This window comes from Micrococcus luteus (assembly GCF_022664405.1).
Lineage (GTDB): Bacteria > Actinomycetota > Actinomycetes > Actinomycetales > Micrococcaceae > Micrococcus > Micrococcus luteus.
On record NZ_JAKRLB010000004.1, the window covers coordinates 64,096 to 83,924 of the forward strand.

Sequence of the window (19,829 nt, forward strand, 5' to 3'; positions counted from 1 at the left end):
ATGCGCGTCCTCATCATCGGGCCTCGTTTCCACGGCTATCTGGCCGCCATGGGGGCCGCCCTGGAACACCTGGGCCATGGCGTCTCCGTGCACGCGTACGACGCGGCAGACACTCTGGCCGAGCGCGTCCGCAACAAGGCTCTGCACGACCTGCCGGGGAAGTGGACCGCACGCTGGGCGGACTGGGAGGGCCGGCGTGCGGCGGCGGTCCTGGATCGTGAACGCCCGGATGCCCTCCTGGTGGTGAAGGGCGATCGTCTGGGGGACGATTGGTGGGCTGCCGTTGACCGGTGGAACGGCCCGCGGGTGACTTGGCTCTATGACGAGATCGACCGCATGGCCTATACCCGCGAACAGCTCGCCGCGATGCCCGTCGTCGCCACCTACAGTGCGGCCGACGCGGCGTCGCTGGCGGGGACGGCGGATACGGTGCGTCACCTGCCGCTGGGCCACGACTCGCTGCTGGCGTTCCACCGGCGCCCGACCGGCGCTGTGACATTCATCGGGGCCCGATACCCGCAACGCGAAGCCCTGCTGGCCGGTCTCGTCGCCGCCGGCATGCCTGTGCGCGCCTATGGGCGGGATTGGTCCAGGCATCCCGCGGATGTGCTCGCGTCGCGTCACTGGCGACCTTCGGGTGTTCCTGCGGGACGCACCTTGGCGCGTGACGAGGCATACGGGGTGATGGCCGGCAGCGAGGCCACTCTCAATATTCACGGTCACCAGGACGGCTTCACGATGCGCACCTTCGAAGCGTGTGGAGTGGGCGCCCTCCAGTTGGTGGACCGCGCGGACGTCGACGTGCACTTCGAGCCGGGCAGAGAAGTCCTGGTGTTCACCGATGGCGACGAATTGGCCGAGCACGCGGAGCGGGTGATCCGCGAACCGGCGTGGGCCCGCGGCATCGCCGAAGCAGGGCGACGCCGGGCCCTGGCCGAACACACCCTCGTGCACCGGATGCGAGAGGTGGAAGCGCTGTGGGCCTGAACCATCCCGATTCCCTCGAGGACTGGCGTCGGTGGGCACGGCCCTCCGCGCTCCGGCGCGCTGTCGTTGCAGTGCGCGGCCGCGGCCGTCTCGTCGACCCGGCCTTGCGTCTCCTTCTCTACGGAACGGCGCCGACGGTGCTCGCTGCCCTCGACTCCGCGACGCTCTCCGGCATCGCGGCCGGGTTGCGTCCGGTGGCGTTGGGGCCGCGTGCCAACGTGGCGGTCCTGTGCCCTCCGCACCTGGTCCCTGCGGTCCAGGCCATGCTCGGAGACCCCGTCGAAGACCGTTCGATCACCTTTGCCGATGAATTGTCCGTTCTCGACGGTACGGTCCGTGCCGTGCTGTCCCTCGGCCACTTCCTACGGGCCGGGGAGCTGGCCCAGGATTGGGCCGCGGCACGGGGCGTGGAGTACATCGTCGTGCAACACGGCCTGCTCACACCGTTCACGCCGCCTCTGCCTGACGAGGTGACGCTGTACGCGTTCTCGCACGAGGACGGGGCCTTCTGGACCGGTGGCCGCCCGGGGCGGACCGTCCGGATGGTGGGATCGCAGATCCTGTGGGAAGCCTCGGACCCCCAGTCGCCGGCCGCCCAACCGGGTCCGACGGTCTTCCTGGGACAGCTCCACGGGCGAGAGCTGGGTCGGTGGTCCGCCACGCAGCAGACGCTGGCGTTCCTCCGTGCCGAGCCGCACGTGCTCTACCGTCCGCACCCTTCGGAACGGGACATGCTGAGCCGAGCCACCCACCACCTCATGCAACGCGGCGGCACCCGCTTCGAGACCAGCGGACGCCCTCTGCCTGAGATGGGAGCCGACGTCGTCGCACTGTTCTCGACGGGTGTCCTCGAAGCGGCAGCCCAGGGACGCGGTGGCTGGGTGCACCACTCCGCCCCTCCCGCCTGGCTCAGCGAGTTCTGGGAGCGCTACGGCATGGCGCCGTGGGTGCTAGGGCGTTCGGCCGCCGACCAGCCCAAGCGCACTCCCGCTCCTGTCCGCCCAGTGATCGAGCCTGCGCGGGCCATCGCCCGTGACATCTTTGGAGAGGAGTCCGCGTGAGCATCCTGTGCGTCATCCCCGTGCGCGGCGGGTCCCGGGGGCTGCCCGGCAAGAACATCCGCCTCCTGGGCGGCCACCCGCTCGTGGCCTGGACCATCCAGGCCGCCCTCGAGGCGGAGGAGGACCTGCACGTGGTGGTCTCCACGGACTCGGCCGAGATCGCCGAGGTCGCCCTCCGCTACGGCGCGGACGTGCCGGGCCTGCGTCCGGCCCACCTGGCCCAGGACTCGACCCCCACCGAGCCCGTGATCGAGCACGTGCTCGCGGCCGAGCGCGCGGCCGGCGTCGAACCCGAGGGCGTGATGCTGCTCCAGGCCACCAGCCCGCTGCGCCTGCCCGGCACCCTGGACCGCGCCGTGCGGCAGTTCCGGGATACGGGGGTGGACTCGCTGGTCGGCGTCGTCCCGGTGTCCCCGTTCCTGTGGCGCCACGCCGAGGATCCCGACGGGGAGCCGATCCCGGACTTCGACGTCACGGCGCGCAAGCGCCGGCAGGACATGTCGCGCGCCGACCTGCGGTTCCGCGAGAACGGCTCGCTGTATGTGACGCGCCCCTGGGTCTATGACCGGCTGCACAACCGGCTCGGCGGCCGGATCGGCATGCTGGAGCTCGACGACCTCGAGGGCGTGGACATCGACACCGAGCTGGACTTCGCCCTGGCCGAGCAGCAGATGGACCAGTACCTGGCGGTCCAGAAGGTGCTCCAGCACCGCCCCGACCTCGGTGCCCCGCGCACCGCCGAGACCCCCACCACCGGCCCGAACCGCACCCCCGGAGGCACGCAGTGATCATCGAACGCAGGCTCACCCCCTATCTCGTCTTCCCCGAGGACTCGCTCCTGGCCGCCCTGCAGAAGATGACCGACAACCGCGAGCGCACCGTGTTCGTGGTGAACTCCCACGGGTTCCTCGTCGGCTCCCTGACGGACGGGGACGTGCGCCGCTGGCTCGTGGCGCATCCGGAGGCGTCGCTGGACGTGGCCGCGGCCGACGTCGCCCATCGCGACCCGGCGACGGCGCCCCTGGGCGCCTCCCCGGCCGAGATGCGCGAGGCCCTGCCCGCCGGGGCGCTGCACCTGCCGCTGCTGGACGAGCGCGGCCGCCTGACGGCCCTGGCGATCAATCGGGAGGCGGAGCTGCGGATCGGCGGGCACCGGATCGGGGAGGGCCACCCGGCGTTCCTGATCGCGGAGATCGGCAACAACCACCAGGGCGACGTGGACCTGGCCCGCCGTCTCGTGGACCTGGCCGTCGAGGCGGGCGCGGACGCCGTGAAGTTCCAGCTGCGGGACATGGACGCCCTGTACCGGCAGTCCGGTGCGGCCACCGCCGGCGAGGACCTGGGGGCCCAGCGCACCCTGGACGAGCTGGCCAAGTTCTCGCTCTCCGCCGAGGACATGGTGCGGGTGTTCGACCACGTCCGGGACGCCGGCGTCGCCCTGATGTGCACCCCGTGGGACGCCCCGTCCATGCGGGTGCTGCGGGAGTACCCGGTGGACGGCGTGAAGATCGCCTCGGCGGATCTGACGAACCACGGTCTGCTGCGGGACGCGGCCGCCTCCGGCCTGCCGATGGTGCTCTCCACCGGCATGTCCCGGGAGGAGGAGATCCGCGAGTCGGTGGCCCTCGTGCGCTCCTTCGGCGTCCCCTTCGCGATGCTGCACGCCCAGTCGACGTACCCCGCCCCCTACAAGGACGTGAATCTGGCCTACCTGGACCGGCTCGCGGAGATCGCCCAGACGCCGGTGGGCTACTCGGGCCACGAGCGCGGCTTCCACGTGGCGCTGGCCGCGGTGGCCCGGGGTGCCGCGATCATCGAGAAGCACTTCACCGTGGACCGGGGGCTCGAGGGCAACGACCACAAGGTCTCCCTGCTGCCGGAGGAGTTCGCGCAGATGGTCCGGCAGACCCGGGACATCGAGGAGTCGATCGGCGTCGGGACCGAGCGCGTGGTCTCCACGGGCGAGGCGATGAACCGCATCAACCTGGCCAAGTCCCTGGTGGCGGCCCGTCCGCTGCAGGCCGGCGTCACGATCACCGCCGACGACGTGACCGTGAAGTCCCCGGGCCGCGGCCTGCAGCCCAACGAGCTGCCGCGCCTGGTCGGCCGCACGCTGCACCGCGAGATGGCCGAGGGCGACTTCTTCTTCGCCGGCGACCTCACCGACACGGTGCCCACCGGGCGCCAGTTCCAGTTCCGGCGCCCCTGGGGCCTGCCGGTGCGCTACCACGACGTCGAGGCGCTGACGAAGGACTGCACCCCGGACTTCCTGGAGTTCCACTTCTCCTACAAGGACCTCGAGATCGACATCGACTCGGTGTTCAGCGAGCCCATGCCGATGGGCTTCACCACGCACCTGCCGGACATCTTCTCCGGTGACTTCCTCGTGGATCTGGCCAGCGACGACGACGCCGTGTGGGAGCGCTCGATCGCCGAGGTGCAGCGCACGATCGACATCACCCGGGACCTGAAGCGCTGGTTCCCGAACGAGGAGGAGCCCATCATGGTCATCACCATGGGCGGGTTCACCCTGGACCGGCACATCCGCCCGGAGGAGCGGCTGCCGAAGTACGAGCGCATCGCCGAGGCCGTGCAGCGCCTGGACACCTCCGGCATCCGGATCGCCGCGCAGACGCTGCCGCCGTTCCCGTGGCTGATGGGCGGTCAGCAGTACCACAACCTCTTCATGGACCCGGACGACACCGTGGCGTTCGTGGAGGCCACGGGGGTGCCGCTGTGCCTGGACATCTCCCACTCCAAGCTCTCGGCTACGTTCCTGGGGATCCCCTTCTCGGAGATGGTGGAGAAGCTGGCCCCGCACACCATCCACCTGCACCTCGTGGACGCCACCGGTGTGGACGGGGAGGGGCCGCAGATCGGCGAGGGCGACGTCGACTGGCCCGTGCTGTGCGAGCAACTGGACCGCCTGGCCCCCGGGGTGAGCTTCATCCCGGAGATCTGGCAGGGCCACATCAACAACGGCGAGGGCTTCTGGACGGCCCTGGACCGCCTGGAGCAGTGGCTGTGATCCCCGAGGCCGCGAGGACCACTCCGGCCCCGCTGACGCTCTGGGTGGTGCCCGTCGCCGACCTCGGCGGCGTGGCCCGGCACGTCCTCGACGTCGCGCGCGTGGGCCTGCCCGGCCTGCGTCTGGCGGTGCTCTGCCCCGAGGGGCCGCTCGCCGAGCGCCTCCGCGAGCAGGGCGCGGCGGTGTTCACCGGGGACGTCGGGCCCGACGCCGGCCTGGCCGCCTCGGTGCGCACGCTCCGCACGGCGGTGCGCACCCTGCGCCCGGCCGCGGTCCACACGCACCTGGCCTACGCCGACCTCGCGGCCTTCACGGCGCTGGGCGCGGGGCGGGCCGTGCGGCGGGCCGGTGCGCCGGCGCTGCTCAGCACCGAGCACGGGATCGCCCCGGACGACGGGCTGTACAACCGCGCCGCCGCGGCCCGGGTGAAGAACGCCGCGCACCGCACCCGGCTGCGCGGCACGGACCTCGTGATCGCCGTGGCGCAGTCCACCGCGGACGTGCTCCGGCGCAAATGGGGTGCGGAGGCGCCCCTCACCGTGGTGCGCAACGGCGTGGACGTGCCCGCGGTGCGCGCCGCGGCCGCGGGGCAGCGGCACGCACCGGGGGAGGGGCTGCGGATCCTGTCCCTGTCCCGGCTGGCCCCCGAGAAGAACCTGGACCGGCTGATCGCCGTGCTGCCCGCCCTGCTGGAGCGCGACCCCGGGACGCGGTTGACGCTGGCCGGCTCGGGTCCCCTGGAGGGGCAGCTGCGCGCTCAGGCCGAGGCGCTCGGTGTCGCGGAGGCGGTCGACCTTCCCGGCTTCGTGGAGCCGTGGGAGACCATGGCCGAGCACGACGTGCTGGTGCAGCTCTCCGCGTGGGAGAACCTCAGCTACACCCTGCTCGACGCTGCGGCCGCGGGCCTGCCCGCCGTCGCCACGGACGTGGGCGGCAACAGGGAGATCCTGCCCCCCGAGCGCCTGGTCCGCGAGACCACGCCGGCGGCCATCGCCGACGCCGTCGTGCGTGCCGCCGCCGACGGCCCGGGTGAGGTGCGCGTGGGCGACGTGGAGACGATGGCACGGGCCACCGCCGAGGCGACCCTCGAGGTGCTCGGGCGCCGGGTGGGGAAGGCGGGTACCCGATGACCGCGGCAAGCCCGAACGAGCCGGGGGCGGCCTCGGTAGCCCCGGCCGAGAAGCGAGTGCCGGGTCCCCGGTTCCGCGAGCTGGACGGGCTTCGGGGGATCGCGGCGCTGGCCGTGGTGTTCTCGCACTTCGGCGGTACGCACAATTTCCACTACCGCGACGATCCCCCCGCTTTTCATGACTTCGTCTGGGGTGGCACGGGGGTCCAGCTGTTCTTCATGATCAGCGGTTTCGTGATCCTCATGACCGCGCGCCGGGCCTCGCGTCCCAGCGATTTCGTCATCTCCCGAGCCGCCCGGCTGTACCCGCCGTACTGGCTCTCGCTTGCATTCGCCGTGGTGATCCTCGCCCTCGTTCAGGTGCCGGGGTACTCGCTGAGTCCGGGGCAGATCATCGTCAACCTCACGATGGTCCAACGATGGTTGCTGGTCGACGATGTGGTCGACGTCTACTGGACCCTGGCGGTCGAGATGCAGTTCTACGCACTTGTCTTGACCCTCCTCATCCTCAGCCGGTGTCGCCTGTCGGACCGTCTCGTCCTGTGGGCATGCCTGGGTTGGTCTGTGTTGTCCTGGACGGTGGTGGCTGTGACGTCACAGGCCGCGGCGCCACGCCCAGCGGGGGACCCCACGTGGGTCAAACTCGTCAACAACATCACTGTTGCCGAGTATGCGCCCATGTTTGTCCTGGGCATGGTGGTGTTCCTGGCACGGGAGACGGGTCGCCACCAACGAGCGGTGGCCGCAGCCTATGCATCGGCTGTCGTGAGCCCCTTCGTCTTGCGCGACATGACCCTTGGGCTCTGGGTGCTGGCAGCAGCGACCCTGTTCACTGCTGTGGCCCTCCGACGAAGGACGTGGCTCCTCACAACGCCGCCCTTCCAGCTCTACGGCCGAATCAGCTACTCCCTGTACATCATCCACGTCATTCCCGGTTATCTGGTCATCCACGCGCTCTGGCCGTACGTAGGCCGAAACATGGCCATGCTCGTGGCCTTGGCCGTGGTCTCCGTTCTCGCCTGGGCCCTGCAGAAGTACGGCGAGGAGCACCTCGGCCGCGCGGCCAAGCGGGGGCTGACCCGCGTCCGCTCCGTGGTGGACGCGCGGACCGGAGGTCCTCGATCCCCTGGGAAGGCCCTGGGATGACCGGTCGCATCTGGATCCTGGCGAACCAGGGCGAGGTGGGCGGCGGCGAGGTGATGCTGCGCCATCTCGCCACCTCCTTGCGCGAGCTGGGGCGGGACGTGGGCGTCGTGGCTCCGGCCCACCCGGCCGAGACTGCCGATCGCCTGGCCGCGGACGGCTTCGACGTGGTCCGCATGGGTGGATCCGGACGACTGGGGTATATGCGCGCTCTCCGGGCCTGGGACCGTGGCCGCGGCGACGACGACGTCGCCTGGTGCAACGGGCTGCTGCCGGCCACGGCCCTGGCTGGCCGGCCGCGCCGGATCGTGCACCTGCACCAGGTGCCCGAGAAGCCGCTTCTGCGCGTGTTCTCCGCCCTGGCGCGTCCCGGCGCACTCGCGGTCCTCGCGCCCTCCCGATTCGCGGCGGACCGCATCCGCGGGGCCCGCGTGCTCCACAACTGGGTCCCGGCCCCGACGGCACCGCAGGCGGGGCGGGCCCGCGATGCCGATGAGCCGCTGACCGTGGGCTTCCTCGGCCGACTGTCCGAGGACAAGGGCATTCTGACCCTGCTGGAGGCCGCCGCGCTGCTGCGGAAGACCGACCCGGGTGCTTTCGTGTTCCGCGTCGCGGGGGAGAGTCGGTTCGTGGCGGATGACGAGGCCGAGCGGCTTGCCACCGCCCTGAAGGCGGCGGGTGAGGACGTCCAGGTGCTCGGCTGGCAGGACACCGCCGAGTTCCTGGCTTCCGTGGACGTGCTGGCCGTTCCGTCTCATGTGGCGGAGTCATTCGGCCTCGTGGCGGCCGAGGCGATGGCCTCTGGGGTGCCCGTGGCGGTGTCGGAGGCGGGCGCACTACCGGAGGTCGTGGGCCCGGTCCATCCGTACGTGTTCCCCCAGGGTGACGCCCCGGCGCTGGCGTCGACCCTGGCCGCCGCCCGAAGGTCGGACCTCAGCACTGTCGCCGACACACAGCAGCGCCGCTGGGCGTCGCTGTTCTCACCCGAGGCCGGCCGCGCCGCCGTCGCCGGGCTCCTGGATGACTTGTCCCTATGACACCTGCGGAGGACTCATGACCGAGAACCCCCTGACGCCCGAGGCCAGTGTGATCGTCCCCAGCCGGGGCGGCGCTCAGCGGTTGCCGCGCCTGATCGGCGCCCTCGCCGCGCAGGAGGACGCCCCGCCGTTCGAGGTCCACGTGGTCGTGGACGGGGATGTGGACGGGTCCGAAGGGATGCTCGCGCAGTTGGCCGCGGAATATCCGGGCCTGGACCTGAGCTGGGCCGTCTTCGGCGAGAACCGCGGACGGGTCGCCGCGCTCAACGCAGGTGCCGACGCGACGTCCGGTCGCATCCTCATCCGCGCGGACGACGACCTGGAACCCGGGCCTCACTACATCCGGGACCACGTGGCCGCGCACTCGGGCGGGCCTGGCGGCGTGATCGGATTGACGGCCAACGTCCTCCCAGACTCCGCCTACCAGCGCGTCTACGGTGATGCCCAGGACGTCCTGCACCGCGAGCACGCGTATGCGCTGCCGGCGGATCAGCAGTGGCGGCACTGGGCCGGCAACGTGTCCGTCCCCCGCGCCCTCCACGAGGAGCTCGACGGTTACGACCCCGACTACCGCCGCTATGGCTGGGAGGATGTGGACTTCGGCTACCGGCTCCATGCCGCCGGGTACCCGGTGGAAATCCGGCCGGAGCTGGAGACCCGTCACCACGCGGCGGCGGTCACCACCTACACCAAGGCCCGCCGGGCCCTGCATTCGGGGTCCGCCCGGCAGATCTTCATCGCCAAGCACGGGGCGGACGCACTCGGCGGGGACCGTGCCCCGGGCGGGCCGTGGGGCGCCGCTGTGCGGGCGGTGGCTGCTCTGAGCACGGAGCGCACGATCAAGTACAGCTCCGCCGTCGTCGAGCGTGCCGCTGCCGTGTTGCCAGCCCCGATCGCACGAAAGCTGATCGCGTTGCAGGTCGAAGCCGCCGCGGAGACCGGACGCACCCGGCCGGGGCGTGCCCGCCGACAGTTCTGAGGGGAGCACCATGACCGACACGACGCACGGCCAGATCGCCATCGCCCACGACTACCTCACCCAGAAGGGCGGGGCGGAGCGGGTGGTGCTCGCCCTGCACCGGATGTGGCCGGATGCGCCCATCTACACGACGTTCTACGACCCCGAGGGAACCTTCCCGGAGTTCAAGGACGCGCACATCATCACCTCACCCCTGAACCGGGTGGGGCTGCTGCGGAAGGACCCGCGGAGAGCACTGCCGCTGCTGCCCCTGGCCTCCTCGTTGATGCACGTGAAGGAGCCGGTCGCCGTCGTCTCGACGTCCGGGTGGGCGCACGGATTCCGCTACGGCGGCGCCACGCTCGTCTACTGCCACACCCCGGCGCGCTGGGTGTACCTGCTGGACGACTACCTGGGCGAGGGCGGTTGGGACAGCATCAAGGGCCGGATCGCCCGCGTGCTGCGGCCGGGCCTGCAGATGTGGGACCGCGCGGCCGTCCGGCGCCGATCACGCTATGTGGCCAACTCCACGGTGGTGAAGAAGAGGATCGAAGACGTCTACGGGCTCGAGGGCGTGGACCTCGTGTTCCCGCCGCACTCCGTGAGCACGGATGGCCCGCAGGAGCCGATCCCCGGAGCCGAGCGGCTGGCGGAGGACGGTTTCCTGCTGTCGGTCGCGCGGCTCATGCCGTACAAGCACGTGGACGTGGCGATCGAGGCCGCGGCCCGCGCGGGGCGGCCGCTCGTGGTGATCGGCAAGGGTCCGGAGGAGGCCCGGCTGCGCGCGATGGCGGGGGAGGACGTGGTGTTCGGCCAGGACCTCACCGACGCGCAGCTGCGCTGGGCGTACGCGCACGCGACGGCACTGATCGCCGCGAGCCACGAGGACTTCGGCATCACGCCGCTCGAGGCGAGCGCGTGGGGCGTGCCCACCGTGGCGCTGCGGGCCGGCGGTTACCTGGACACCATCGTGGAAGGCGTCAACGGGGTATTCGTGGAAGAACCGACGGTGGATGCGGTGGCCGGCGGGATGGAACGTCTGCTGGCGCATGACTGGGACCGGGCAGCGATGCAGGCGCACGCCGAACGGTTCTCCGAGGGCGCGTTCGCTCGGTGTATGCGTGATTTAGCCGGGGGCTGCTGAACACGGCCCTACTGGTGGTGAGCCGCGAATGGCGCCCTACCGACGGATCCAACGTTTGAACGTCCTCTTCGCGCGGTCGACATGGCGGTAGGAATGGCGGTAGTACGCCAACTGCGTCTCGGCCGCGTTCAACTGCTCGATGAGAGATACCTCTTCCCCCGTGTAGAGGTCAGAGTTCTCCGATCGGACTAGTGCTTTCGCCCGCGTACTTTGCCGGACGTCGATGCGCCCCGCTGTGACTTGATGGTCGCCCAAATGCCGTCGCACGGTCGGTTCATCCAGGATTTTAACGACGCCTCCGAGTCGAAGGATGCGCATCCAGAAGACCCAGTCCTCCCCCATGCTCAACCCCTCCGGGAACCCTCTGGCCATCTCCCAGGCTGACCGACGAAACAGTGATGCCGTGGCCAACAAGGAGTAATCACGCATGGATTCTCGAGTGACAGTCTCTTCAGGGGCTGGCTGGAGGGTCTCCACACCGCCGCATTCTTCATACGCGGCCCCCGTGACGATGGCGACGGTGTCATCCGTATCCATAACATCGGCCATCCTCCGCGGTGCCCACGGCAAAACCTCGTCGTCGCTATCCAGGGCGATGACGTAGGGGGTTGACAAGAGCGCAATCCCGGAGTTCCTCGCGGCGCTTACCCCTCCATTCGGCTGGCGGTGGACTGTGAACCCTTCGCGCCGGAGCTCGTCCAGTGCGGTGCGTGTGGCACTGTTCGTGCTGCCGTCGTCCACGACGATGATCGAACCGCGGGATCCAAGGGCGACGTACGCGCTACGGGCCGCCTTCAACACCAGTCCACCTGTGTTAAAGACTGGAATCACGATGCCGACTCGCTGCTCTATCGTGCCGCTGTCACAGGGGGACGTCACCATGACCACGAGTCTAGTGACTCGACACGACCCGTGGCGCGTGCGAGGCGTATCCAGGTGCAGTCGATTCAGATGTGAATCTGAGGGGCAGTGCCAATTACAACGTAGACTCATGACAGCGGTAGAAAAGCCCCGTCAGATGCCACTCGCGAAAGCTAAGTGGCTGGAACCCAGCCAATCCCGTAGGCAGGAGTGCTCCGTGAGCGAATCAGCCCCGTCTCGTGAGTCGCCCCCCGAGGGCGTGGACCGAGTCACCATCGTCATCCCGACTTTTAACGACGACCCGGAGCATCTTCGAACTTCGGTGGATTCAGCGGTGGTTCAGACATGGGGCAACCTGGAGGTCATAGTCGTCGACGATGGATCCACGCGCGAGGACACCAGGGGAGCCCTGGCACAACTGCCGGCCGAGGTCCGCGTAATTCGCCAGCCCAACGGAGGTGTCGGGTCGGCGAGGAACACGGGAATCGCCGCGGCATCGGGGGACATCATCGTCTGCTTGGACGCTGACGATCGGATCGACCCTCACTACGTCGCTGAGGCGGTCCGCACTTTGGGGCAGACGGGCACAGTGGTGGCATTCCCATTCTGCGTCACTTTTGGTGCCGTGGCTGGAGAGCAGCCGACCGCGCCTGAAGTAGATGCGGTCGATGCCTTGCGGGGGTCGGGCATCTTCCCCCCGTCAGCGTTCCGGAAGTCTCGCTGGGAGGAGATCGGGGGGTTCTATACGGGCGACCCTGCCGCTCAGGAGGACTGGGAATTCTGGACCCGCATGCTCCGCGACGGTGGCTTCGCGCGCCGGGTTCCCTCGGCCGTCTTCCACTGGAGGATCCGCGAAAATTCTCGGAGTTCAATCGTGCATCTGGCCGCCACGCGTGCGGCGGTGGTGGAGGCCAACCACGGACACGAGGCCAAGATGCTCGCCATTGCTCTCAAAGCCCTCGACGAGGCACAGGCGAAGCTCGAGGTACAGAAGGCCGAGCTGGCCGTGTGGGGCCGGCGTACGGCTCCGGCGAGGGCGCTTGTTTCCCGGGCTCGTTGCGTGGGATCGAGAATCCGCACCCTGGTGGGCGGACGGCGATGAGCCACCCAGGTAGCGATCATCGCCCGTCCCAGAGCGAGAACCCGAGCGGGCGATTCTCGGTAGTCATCCCCACTCTTCAGCGGTCCGATGACCTCGATGCGATCGTGAAACAGTGCGCCGCGCACCCCTTGGTGTTTGAAGTTCTGGTTATCAACAACTCGCCGCGTCCTCTTGTGTGGGAGTCTGCGAAGGTCCGCGTCCTGCAGCAGGAACGCAACATCTACGTCAACCCAGCATGGAACCTCGGTGCCAGGGAAGCGCGGGGGGAATTCTTGGCTATCGTGAACGACGACGTGCGCTTCAATGACCTAGCCTTCGATCTCGCCGCGCGCGGGCTCCGCTGGTTTGGTGTAGTGGGCCCGGATCGTTCCTGTTTTTCCTTGGGCCGTTTGGAACATCCACGGTTGCGACTGGCCCGCCGGTCCACGACGCTATTCGGCTTCGGGACGTTTATGTGCATGCGGCGGGACAACTACCACCCTATTCCGGAGGAGATGCGCATCTGGGGCGGGGATGACTGGCTGATCCTGCAGCAGAGAAAACCTCCGGGAGCGCTCGTTGGTGTCCCGTTCGCCACCGAAATGGGGACCACTACGCAGTCCCCGGAAGCGCAACAGCTACGCACCGAAGAGCAAGCGGTCGCTGACCGCATCCTGCCGGATTTAGAGGGGACTCGGTGGTGGCATCGGTGGTTGCGCGGTGTGGAAATCCTGCGTGAGGCCCGTCATCGCCTAGCTGGGCTCACGCGTCGTTAACGCCGAAAGTCGGAGAGGTAGTATCCGTGATACTAACACCGTTAAAGAAGGCAAAGCACACCGCATATCTTTTAACAAAACGCGGTAACCGGGCCGCTCGGGCGGCCCGGTTCATAGGTTTAGACGCTGCTGCTCGAATGGCGACTGTTATCCCGCGCGCTCGATCGTATGACTTTGACCGAAGCAGCTACCGGCGATCCTTCTTGAACCGGGCTGCGATCGAGCCGGGCGGCCCCTCGGAGTTGCCGTCCCGCGTGTTCGTGATCTGGGCCGGAGAGAACCCGATGACGCCCAACCGGATACGCAACTTCGAAAGGCTTCGCAGCGTTATCGGACTACCCGTGGAGCTGGTGACACCTCAAACAATCCACCGATGGATCGTGGACGGCCACCCGCTGCACTCCGCATATGAGCATCTCTCGCTGGTGCATCGATCTGATTATCTGCGCGCGTACCTGATGCATCATCATGGTGGCGGATATTGCGACCTCAAAGCGCCACTCCACTCTTGGGCCCCGGTCTTAGGAGCCATGCAACCGGACCGGTCGATATGGGTCACCGGATTTCGGGAATTGTCGTCCGCCGCAGTGACACGTCTCCCGGGACGGCTTGGGCTGGACCTGGCCCTCAACCACCGAAGCTTAGTGGGAACGAGCGCGTTCCTCGTGCGGTCTCACACTCCTCTTACGGCAGAGTGGCTAGCGGAGGTCGAACGGCGCCTGGATTATTTCGAGCCCCAGGCAGTGGAACATCCGGGAGGCATCCGAGGAGAAGTGGTCGGCTACCCGGTGTCCTGGACGGACATTTTAGGGAAGGTCTTCCAGCCCCTTCAATTGAAGTACCTCGACCACATCCGCGTCGATGATCGGTTACTCCTCGAGTTCGAGAACTACCAGTAAGTTGCCGCCACGAGCCCGTCGCGAGGTCAGTGCTGACCAGAGCGGAGCAAGTCGATCAGGTACGCGCCGTACCCTGACTTCACCAGCGGCTCTGCGCGCTCGCGCAGCTCGTCGTCGGTGAGCAGGCCCTGGCGCCAGGCGACCTCCTCGGGCGAGCCGACCTTGAGGCCCTGACGGGACTCGATGGTGCGGATGAAGTTGGACGCGTCGTTCAGGTCATGGAAGGTGCCGGTGTCCAGCCATGCGGTGCCGCGGGGGAGGACCTCTACGTTCAGGGTGCCGCGTTCCAGGTAGGTGCGGTTCACGTCGGTGATCTCGAGTTCACCGCGAGCCGACGGCTTGAGGCTTTTCGCGATCTCGACGACGTCGTTGTCGTAGAAGTAGAGGCCTGGCACCGCATAGTTGCTCTTGGGCTCTTTAGGCTTTTCCTCAAGTGAGATGGCCTTGCCGGCGTCGTCGAACTCCACCACGCCGTAGGCGCTGGGGTCCGCCACCCAGTAGCCGAACACGGTGGCTCCGTCGACCTGGGTGTGCCGGCGCAGCTGCTGGCCCATGCCGGGGCCGTAGAAGATGTTGTCCCCCAGGACGAGCGCCACGTGGTCGCCCCCGATGTGTTTCTCGCCCAGGAGGAAGGCCTGTGCGAGGCCGTCCGGGGAGGGCTGCTGGACGTAGCCCAGCGAGATTCCGAACTGGGAACCGTCGCCCAGGAGCCGCTGGAACTGCTGCGCGTCGTGCGGGGTGGTGATCACCAGGATGTCGCTGATCCCCGCCAAGATCAGCGTGGAGAGCGGGTAGTAGATCATCGGCTTGTCATACACCGGCACGAGCTGCTTCGAGATGCCGTGGGTGATGGGGTGCAGTCGGGAGCCGGTGCCGCCGGCGAGGATGATGCCCTTCATGCGTCAGCCCTCTCATGAGTCATTTCGGTGTCGAATCGGGGACAGTCTGGACGAGGAGAATCGGGTCTGGCGGTGACCCGAAGAAGCGGTATCGTAAGTGACCCTCGACGGTCCCGACTGCCCATCCCCAAGCCTCGGCTTGGCTGCGATCGGCTCGACGGAGAGCGACCTTAAGGCCAGCGGGGATTTTTCGGCCGAGACTCCGCAGGGCGCCCTTAAAGCTGATAGAGCCGGGGCGCATTGAGTCTTGATGCCTCGCCCAGAGTTGGATGGCTGTGCGACCGTAAGCTCGATACTGCCGATATGAGAGCCTCGGTGTTTCTCGCTGCACATAAAGGATGCGGGCATCGAGGGCCTGGCCAACCGGGACCCCGGCAGCAGCCGACCGCCAGCCAAAGTCGGCCTCGTCATGACCACCAGCAAAAGACTCGTCGAAACCGCCGATTCGTAAGAAGTGGTCCCGCCGGAACGCCACACAACCACTGAGAGCATATGGTCTGTCATCGAAGATCCGCATAAGTGCTCGTTGCTCGCCGACCTGATGCCCAGCTGCATCCACTGGTATGGCGGCGCCGCCCACCACGGCCTTGTCATCGAGGGCTCGGCGGAACGCCTGGACCCATCCGGGAAGTACCTCATCGTCAGCATCGCATAGGAGGACGCGACAGTGGCGGGCCGCGAGCACTCCGACGTTGCGGGCGTGGTTTGCCCCACGGCGTTCAAGTGCCTCCACGCCTCGGATGCGTGGGCGGTTCTGGGTGAGAGTGCGGATGAGTTCTAGGGTGGAGTCGGTAGAGCGGTTGTCAACTAGGAGGACTTCGTCATCCCCACGCAGCTGTGGTACTAGTGCGTCCAGTTGCCGTTGTAGAACGCCAGCCACATTGAAGCAGGGGATCACGACACTCACGGCGTCGTTGGATGAGTTCATATCAGCATCTCCTCAGTCACTGGCGATCCTAAGCTCCGATCGTCAATGGAAGTGTCGCGACCCGCGGTGTAGGGGCCCCTGGGAGTACACAAGTTGAAGACGCTTCCGGAAATCATCCAGCCCGAAGTCTCTGGTTGCAGTTTCCGCATGAGCCCGGGCCAGCGAATCGAACTCCTCGGTGCGATCGAGGACCGCCGTCACTTGACCTCCGAAAGAGGACGCGTCGTCGCCGACGAGCATGGCGGGCGAAGGCGGTATCCCCTCAGCGCCCACCGACGTGGTGATCACAGGAATGCCTCGGGTAAGGGCCTCCACCACCTTGAATTTGACCCCGGCTCCGAGGCGAAGCGGAGCGATGACTGCTGTGCAGTCCGTATAGAGAGGTTCTAAGTCCTGGACGTATCCCAGGACGTCGACGCCCGCCTGGCTGAGACGGATGCCGATGTCCCGGGGCGTTCCACCCCCGGCAACAACCACGCGCACGTCGGGGAAACGCTCACGGATGGCGGGAAGGACCTCCGAACTGAACCACAAAAGTGCGTCGATGTTCTCTTCACGTCGCATATATCCCACAAAAAGGAGTTTGGGAGAGCCGACCGTATCCTCAACTCGTTGTTCACGGAGAGCACCGTGAATCGGCGGTCGAAGAACATGGAGCCGTGCACCGCTGCGCCATGTAGGCAGAAGGGCCCCGTCTTTCTCGCTCAACACGAGCACGTCATCTGCCTGACGGGCGATCTTGCGTTCAAGCCGCTTTGCCGCCCCCCAGCGCGCCCGAGCTAGAAGTTTCTTTTTAGAGGTCGGAGCTTTTGCTCTCTCCCGTGCGAATCTCTGAGAGAGAACGTCATGCAACGTGACGACAATCTGGGCCCTCGGATTTACTGACCGAAGGTAAGGGATGAGGGCCCCCGATTCCTGCCATTGGAGGTCGAAGATGTCTGCTGACGCCAGCAGTGAACGATGGGCATTGAGGGCAACGGGGTGAGCTGGTGGTTCTACCGTTAGCGCGCGCAGAACACGATTCCTTTGCGGCGCGTTCGCAACCGGGAGAAGTACGTGTTCGACGGACGTGCCTCGTTCCAACGACCTGGTATTCGCTGCTGTGATGGTTGAGACCACCGTGGTGCACGCAGTGGACGAAAGGACGGAGAGCATGGCGGCGGCGAGCTGCTCACCAGCGGACTCGTGAGCGGTCTCGGAAGGGACAATCGGGGAGATCATCACTGCCGTCCGCCCCGGGGCGTGTTTAGCGGGTGAGCTTGAGTGCGGAGCTTTCATCGTATGAAACGGTAGCCGTGTAGAAGGCCCACAGGGATCTTGGCGGGACCGCGCCCCGTTTGGGCACCGCCTCGATAGTGTGGCCCCATGCACCTCCTCGTCACCGGCGGCGCCGGGTTCATCGGCTCGAACTTCGTCCACCACGTCGTCCGCGAGACCGGGCACGACGTCGTCGTCCTGGACAAGCTGACCTACGCCGGCAACCGGGAAAACCTCGCCGGCCTGCCCGAGGGCCGCGTCCGCCTCGAGGTGGGGGACATCTGCGACGCGGCCCTGGTGGACCGCCTGGTCGCCGAGTCGGACGCCGTCGTGCACTACGCGGCCGAGTCCCACAACGACAACTCGCTGAACGACCCCTCGCCGTTCATCCAGACGAACATCATCGGCACCTTCACGCTGCTCGAGGCCGTCCGGAAGCACGGCAAGCGCTTCCACCACGTGTCCACGGACGAGGTCTACGGCGACCTCGCGCTGGACGATCCGGCGAAGTTCACCGAGACCACCCCGTACAACCCCTCCAGTCCCTACTCGGCCTCGAAGGCCGGCTCGGACCACCTGGTGCGCGCGTGGGTCCGCTCCTTCGGCGTGCAGGCCACGCTGAGCAACTGCTCCAACAACTACGGCCCGTACCAGCACATCGAGAAGTTCATCCCGCGCCAGATCACCAACCTGATCGACGGCGTCCGCCCCCGCCTCTACGGCCAGGGCGTCAACGTCCGCGACTGGATCCACACGGAGGACCACTCCTCGGCCGTGCTGCGCATCCTCGAACGCGGCGAGATCGGCCGCACGTACCTGATCGGCTCGGACGGCGAGAGGAACAACAGGGAGATCGTGGAGATCCTCCTCGAGCTCTTCGACCGCCCCGCGGACGACTACGACCTCGTGGCCGACCGCCCCGGCCACGACCTGCGCTACGCGATCGACAACACCGCCCTGCGCACCGAGCTCGGCTGGGAGCCGCAGTTCACGGACATCCGCGCCGGTCTGGCGGACACGGTCCGCTGGTACCGCGAGAACGAGGCCTGGTGGCGTCCGGCCAAGGCCGCCGTCGAGGCCACGTACCGCGCCCAGGGTCAGTGAGGAGGCACCGCTGATGCGCATCACCGAGACCGCCATCCCCGGCCTGCTCGTCCTCGACCTCGACGTCCACGGGGACAACCGCGGCTGGTTCAAGGAGAACTGGCAGCGGGAGAAGATCCGCGCCCTCGCCGCCGAGCACCCCCGCTTGGCCTCGCTCGCCCCGGTGCAGAACAACATCTCCTTCAACGACGCCGTCGGCACCACCCGCGGCATCCACGCCGAGCCCTGGGACAAGTACGTGGCCGTCGCCCACGGCCGGATCTTCGGCGCCTGGGTGGACCTGCGGGAGGGGCCGTCCTTCGGCGCCGTCGCCACCGTGGAGCTCGGCCCGGAGAAGGCCGTCTTCGTGCCGCGCGGGGTGGGCAACTCCTACCAGACGCTCGAGCCGGACACCGCCTACACCTACCTGGTGAACGACCACTGGTCCGCCGACGCGCAGGGCCGGTACACGTTCCTCAACCTCGCGGACCCGACGGCGGCCATCACCTGGCCCATCCCGCTCGAGGACGCCGAGCTCTCGGACAAGGACCGCGCCCACCCGATGCTCGCGGACGTCACCCCCATGCCGCCCGCCCCGATCCTCGTGCTCGGCGCCGGCGGCCAGCTCGGCCGCGCCCTCGTGGCCCGCGCCGAGGCCGCGGGGATCCCGGTCGAGGCCCACGGCCGGGACACGTGGGACATGACCGATCCGGCCTCGTGGCCGCAGGAGCACTTCCGCGGCCTGCGCGCCGTGGTCAACGCGTCCGCCATGACCGCGGTGGACGCCGCCGAGACGCCCGAGGGCCGGGCCCAGGCCTGGGCCGTCAACGCCACCGCCGTCGCCGAGCTCGCCCGCCGCTGCGCCGAGGCCGGCGTCCCCCTGGCCCACGTCTCGACCGACTACGTGTTCGACGGCGCCCTCCCCGTGGGGCAGGAGCACCCGGTGGACCACCCGCTTGCGCCGCTGGGCGTCTACGGCCAATCGAAGGCCGCCGGCGAGGCCGCGGTGCGCACCGTGCCGCGGCACTGGATCGTGCGCACCTCCTGGGTGATCGGGGAGGGGAAGAACTTCGTGGCCACGATGGCCTCCCTCGCCGAGCGCGGGATCGACCCGGCCGTCGTCGCCGACCAGCACGGCCGCCTCACCTTCGCCGACGACCTCGCCGACGCCCTGCTGCACCTGGTCACCACGGACGCGCCCACGGGCACGTTCCACATGACCAACAGCGGCGACGTGGTCACGTGGCACGACGTCGCCCGGTGGGTCTTCGAGGACACCGGCCACGACGCCGCGCGCGTCTCCGCCACGACCACCGCGGCGTACCTGGCCGGCAAGGAGGGCGTGGCCCCGCGGCCGACCAACAGCGCCCTCGACCTCGGGCCCCTGGCCGCCGTCGGCTACACCGCCCCGGACCAGCGCGAACGCCTGCGAGACCATCTGACGGAGTTCAAGGCTGGCACCTGCTGATACTCTTCCCTTGGACGTGTCTGCACAGCAGAAATACATCAGGCACACGTAGTCCTCCTGAATCGGGCACATGTAGTCTCCCTGAAAGGC

Annotated in this window: 18 protein-coding genes; 14 read left to right on the forward strand and 4 right to left on the reverse strand. The window is 68.1% G+C overall.

The window, feature by feature from the left end; genetic code table 11:
- Genes MF605_RS02785 through MF605_RS02825 form a run of 9 tightly spaced genes read left to right on the forward strand, consistent with a single transcriptional unit; the run spans position 1 to position 10,487 of the window.
- Entirely contained in the window at positions 1–987 is a 987-nt protein-coding gene (locus tag MF605_RS02785; protein ID WP_134416356.1) for a CgeB family protein, read from the forward strand.
- Positions 978–2,048, forward strand: coding sequence for an RNA-binding protein (locus MF605_RS02790; protein ID WP_101967330.1), 1,071 nt, complete (start codon positions 978–980; stop codon positions 2,046–2,048). Before MF605_RS02785 ends, MF605_RS02790 begins: the two co-directional genes overlap by 10 nt.
- Complete coding sequence (locus MF605_RS02795) at positions 2,045–2,836, forward strand: acylneuraminate cytidylyltransferase family protein (protein WP_134416358.1); 792 nt, start codon at positions 2,045–2,047, stop codon at positions 2,834–2,836. The genes MF605_RS02790 and MF605_RS02795 overlap by 4 nt, the downstream gene beginning before the upstream one ends.
- A complete protein-coding gene (locus MF605_RS02800; RefSeq protein WP_134416360.1) occupies positions 2,833–5,076 on the forward strand; it encodes an N-acetylneuraminate synthase family protein in 2,244 nt (747 codons plus the stop codon). Before MF605_RS02795 ends, MF605_RS02800 begins: the two co-directional genes overlap by 4 nt.
- Positions 5,067–6,206 carry a glycosyltransferase gene (locus MF605_RS02805; protein WP_242821233.1) on the forward strand — a complete coding sequence of 380 codons (1,140 nt, stop codon included), beginning with the start codon at positions 5,067–5,069 and terminating at the stop codon, positions 6,204–6,206. Before MF605_RS02800 ends, MF605_RS02805 begins: the two co-directional genes overlap by 10 nt.
- The gene (locus MF605_RS02810) at positions 6,203–7,351 is read left to right on the forward strand and encodes an acyltransferase family protein (protein ID WP_134416362.1); all 1,149 of its coding nucleotides are present in this window, start codon (positions 6,203–6,205) and stop codon (positions 7,349–7,351) included. The genes MF605_RS02805 and MF605_RS02810 overlap by 4 nt, the downstream gene beginning before the upstream one ends.
- Positions 7,348–8,385 (forward strand): glycosyltransferase, encoded by a 1,038-nt coding sequence (locus MF605_RS02815; RefSeq protein WP_134416364.1) that lies wholly within the window; start codon positions 7,348–7,350, stop codon positions 8,383–8,385. Before MF605_RS02810 ends, MF605_RS02815 begins: the two co-directional genes overlap by 4 nt.
- Positions 8,386–8,401: 16 nt before the next feature.
- Positions 8,402–9,364, forward strand: coding sequence for a glycosyltransferase family 2 protein (locus MF605_RS02820; protein ID WP_134416366.1), 963 nt, complete (start codon positions 8,402–8,404; stop codon positions 9,362–9,364).
- A 10-nt stretch (positions 9,365–9,374) separates the two neighbouring features.
- Positions 9,375–10,487 (forward strand): glycosyltransferase, encoded by a 1,113-nt coding sequence (locus MF605_RS02825; protein WP_134416368.1) that lies wholly within the window; start codon positions 9,375–9,377, stop codon positions 10,485–10,487.
- Between the two features lie 36 nt (positions 10,488–10,523).
- Here the strand turns inward: MF605_RS02825 and MF605_RS02830 are convergent, their stop codons facing one another.
- Positions 10,524–11,369, reverse strand: a complete 846-nt coding sequence (locus MF605_RS02830) for a glycosyltransferase family 2 protein (protein ID WP_141762489.1) — start codon at positions 11,367–11,369, stop codon at positions 10,524–10,526.
- 196 nt (positions 11,370–11,565) lie between these two features.
- Here MF605_RS02830 and MF605_RS02835 point away from each other — a divergent pair, with 196 nt between their 5' ends.
- The 3 genes from MF605_RS02835 to MF605_RS11955 all read left to right on the forward strand — a co-directional run bounded on the left by MF605_RS02835 (position 11,566) and on the right by MF605_RS11955 (position 14,104).
- Positions 11,566–12,450, forward strand: a complete 885-nt coding sequence (locus tag MF605_RS02835) for a glycosyltransferase family 2 protein (protein WP_166795251.1) — start codon at positions 11,566–11,568, stop codon at positions 12,448–12,450.
- Entirely contained in the window at positions 12,447–13,205 is a 759-nt protein-coding gene (locus MF605_RS02840; protein ID WP_134416372.1) for a glycosyltransferase family 2 protein, read from the forward strand. The genes MF605_RS02835 and MF605_RS02840 overlap by 4 nt, the downstream gene beginning before the upstream one ends.
- 773 nt (positions 13,206–13,978) lie before the next feature.
- Positions 13,979–14,104: a hypothetical protein gene (locus MF605_RS11955; protein ID WP_256375200.1), complete on the forward strand. Its 126-nt coding sequence runs from the start codon at positions 13,979–13,981 to the stop codon at positions 14,102–14,104.
- A 26-nt stretch (positions 14,105–14,130) separates the two neighbouring features.
- Here MF605_RS11955 and rfbA read toward each other — a convergent pair whose 3' ends face one another.
- Genes rfbA through MF605_RS02850 form a run of 3 tightly spaced genes read right to left on the reverse strand, consistent with a single transcriptional unit; the run spans position 14,131 to position 16,648 of the window.
- A complete protein-coding gene (gene rfbA / locus MF605_RS02845; RefSeq protein WP_134416374.1) occupies positions 14,131–15,003 on the reverse strand; it encodes a glucose-1-phosphate thymidylyltransferase RfbA in 873 nt (290 codons plus the stop codon).
- Between the two features lie 19 nt (positions 15,004–15,022).
- Positions 15,023–15,931 (reverse strand): glycosyltransferase family 2 protein, encoded by a 909-nt coding sequence (locus MF605_RS12105; protein WP_134416376.1) that lies wholly within the window; start codon positions 15,929–15,931, stop codon positions 15,023–15,025.
- A 42-nt stretch (positions 15,932–15,973) separates the two neighbouring features.
- On the reverse strand, positions 15,974–16,648 hold the full coding sequence (locus MF605_RS02850; protein WP_166795253.1) for a glycosyltransferase family 4 protein: 675 nt from the start codon (positions 16,646–16,648) through the stop codon (positions 15,974–15,976).
- Positions 16,649–17,296: 648 nt separating this feature from the next.
- On the opposite strand from MF605_RS02850, the gene rfbB reads away from it, so the two are divergent.
- Both rfbB and MF605_RS02860 read left to right on the forward strand, forming a co-directional pair.
- Complete coding sequence (gene rfbB, locus MF605_RS02855; RefSeq protein WP_134416380.1) at positions 17,297–18,292, forward strand: dTDP-glucose 4,6-dehydratase; 996 nt, start codon at positions 17,297–17,299, stop codon at positions 18,290–18,292.
- Between the two features lie 13 nt (positions 18,293–18,305).
- Positions 18,306–19,739: a sugar nucleotide-binding protein gene (locus tag MF605_RS02860; RefSeq protein ID WP_134416382.1), complete on the forward strand. Its 1,434-nt coding sequence runs from the start codon at positions 18,306–18,308 to the stop codon at positions 19,737–19,739.
- Positions 19,740–19,829: the final 90 nt, after the last annotated feature.

Excerpts from the sequence above, each read along its gene's own strand:
- rfbA (WP_134416374.1), bottom strand. The coding sequence starts at position 15,003 with ATGAAGGGCATCATCCTCGCCGGCGGCACCGGCTCCCGACTGCACCCC.
- MF605_RS02840 (WP_134416372.1), top strand. The coding sequence starts at position 12,447 with ATGAGCCACCCAGGTAGCGATCATCGCCCGTCCCAGAGCGAGAACCCG.
- MF605_RS02820 (WP_134416366.1), top strand. The coding sequence starts at position 8,402 with ATGACCGAGAACCCCCTGACGCCCGAGGCCAGTGTGATCGTCCCCAGC.
- MF605_RS02785 (WP_134416356.1), top strand. The coding sequence starts at position 1 with ATGCGCGTCCTCATCATCGGGCCTCGTTTCCACGGCTATCTGGCCGCC.
- MF605_RS02830 (WP_141762489.1), bottom strand. The coding sequence starts at position 11,369 with ATGGTGACGTCCCCCTGTGACAGCGGCACGATAGAGCAGCGAGTCGGC.
- rfbB (WP_134416380.1), top strand. The coding sequence starts at position 17,297 with ATGCACCTCCTCGTCACCGGCGGCGCCGGGTTCATCGGCTCGAACTTC.
- MF605_RS02825 (WP_134416368.1), top strand. The coding sequence starts at position 9,375 with ATGACCGACACGACGCACGGCCAGATCGCCATCGCCCACGACTACCTC.
- MF605_RS02810 (WP_134416362.1), top strand. The coding sequence starts at position 6,203 with ATGACCGCGGCAAGCCCGAACGAGCCGGGGGCGGCCTCGGTAGCCCCG.
- MF605_RS02815 (WP_134416364.1), top strand. The coding sequence starts at position 7,348 with ATGACCGGTCGCATCTGGATCCTGGCGAACCAGGGCGAGGTGGGCGGC.
- MF605_RS02860 (WP_134416382.1), top strand. The coding sequence starts at position 18,306 with ATGCGCATCACCGAGACCGCCATCCCCGGCCTGCTCGTCCTCGACCTC.
- MF605_RS12105 (WP_134416376.1), bottom strand. The coding sequence starts at position 15,931 with ATGAACTCATCCAACGACGCCGTGAGTGTCGTGATCCCCTGCTTCAAT.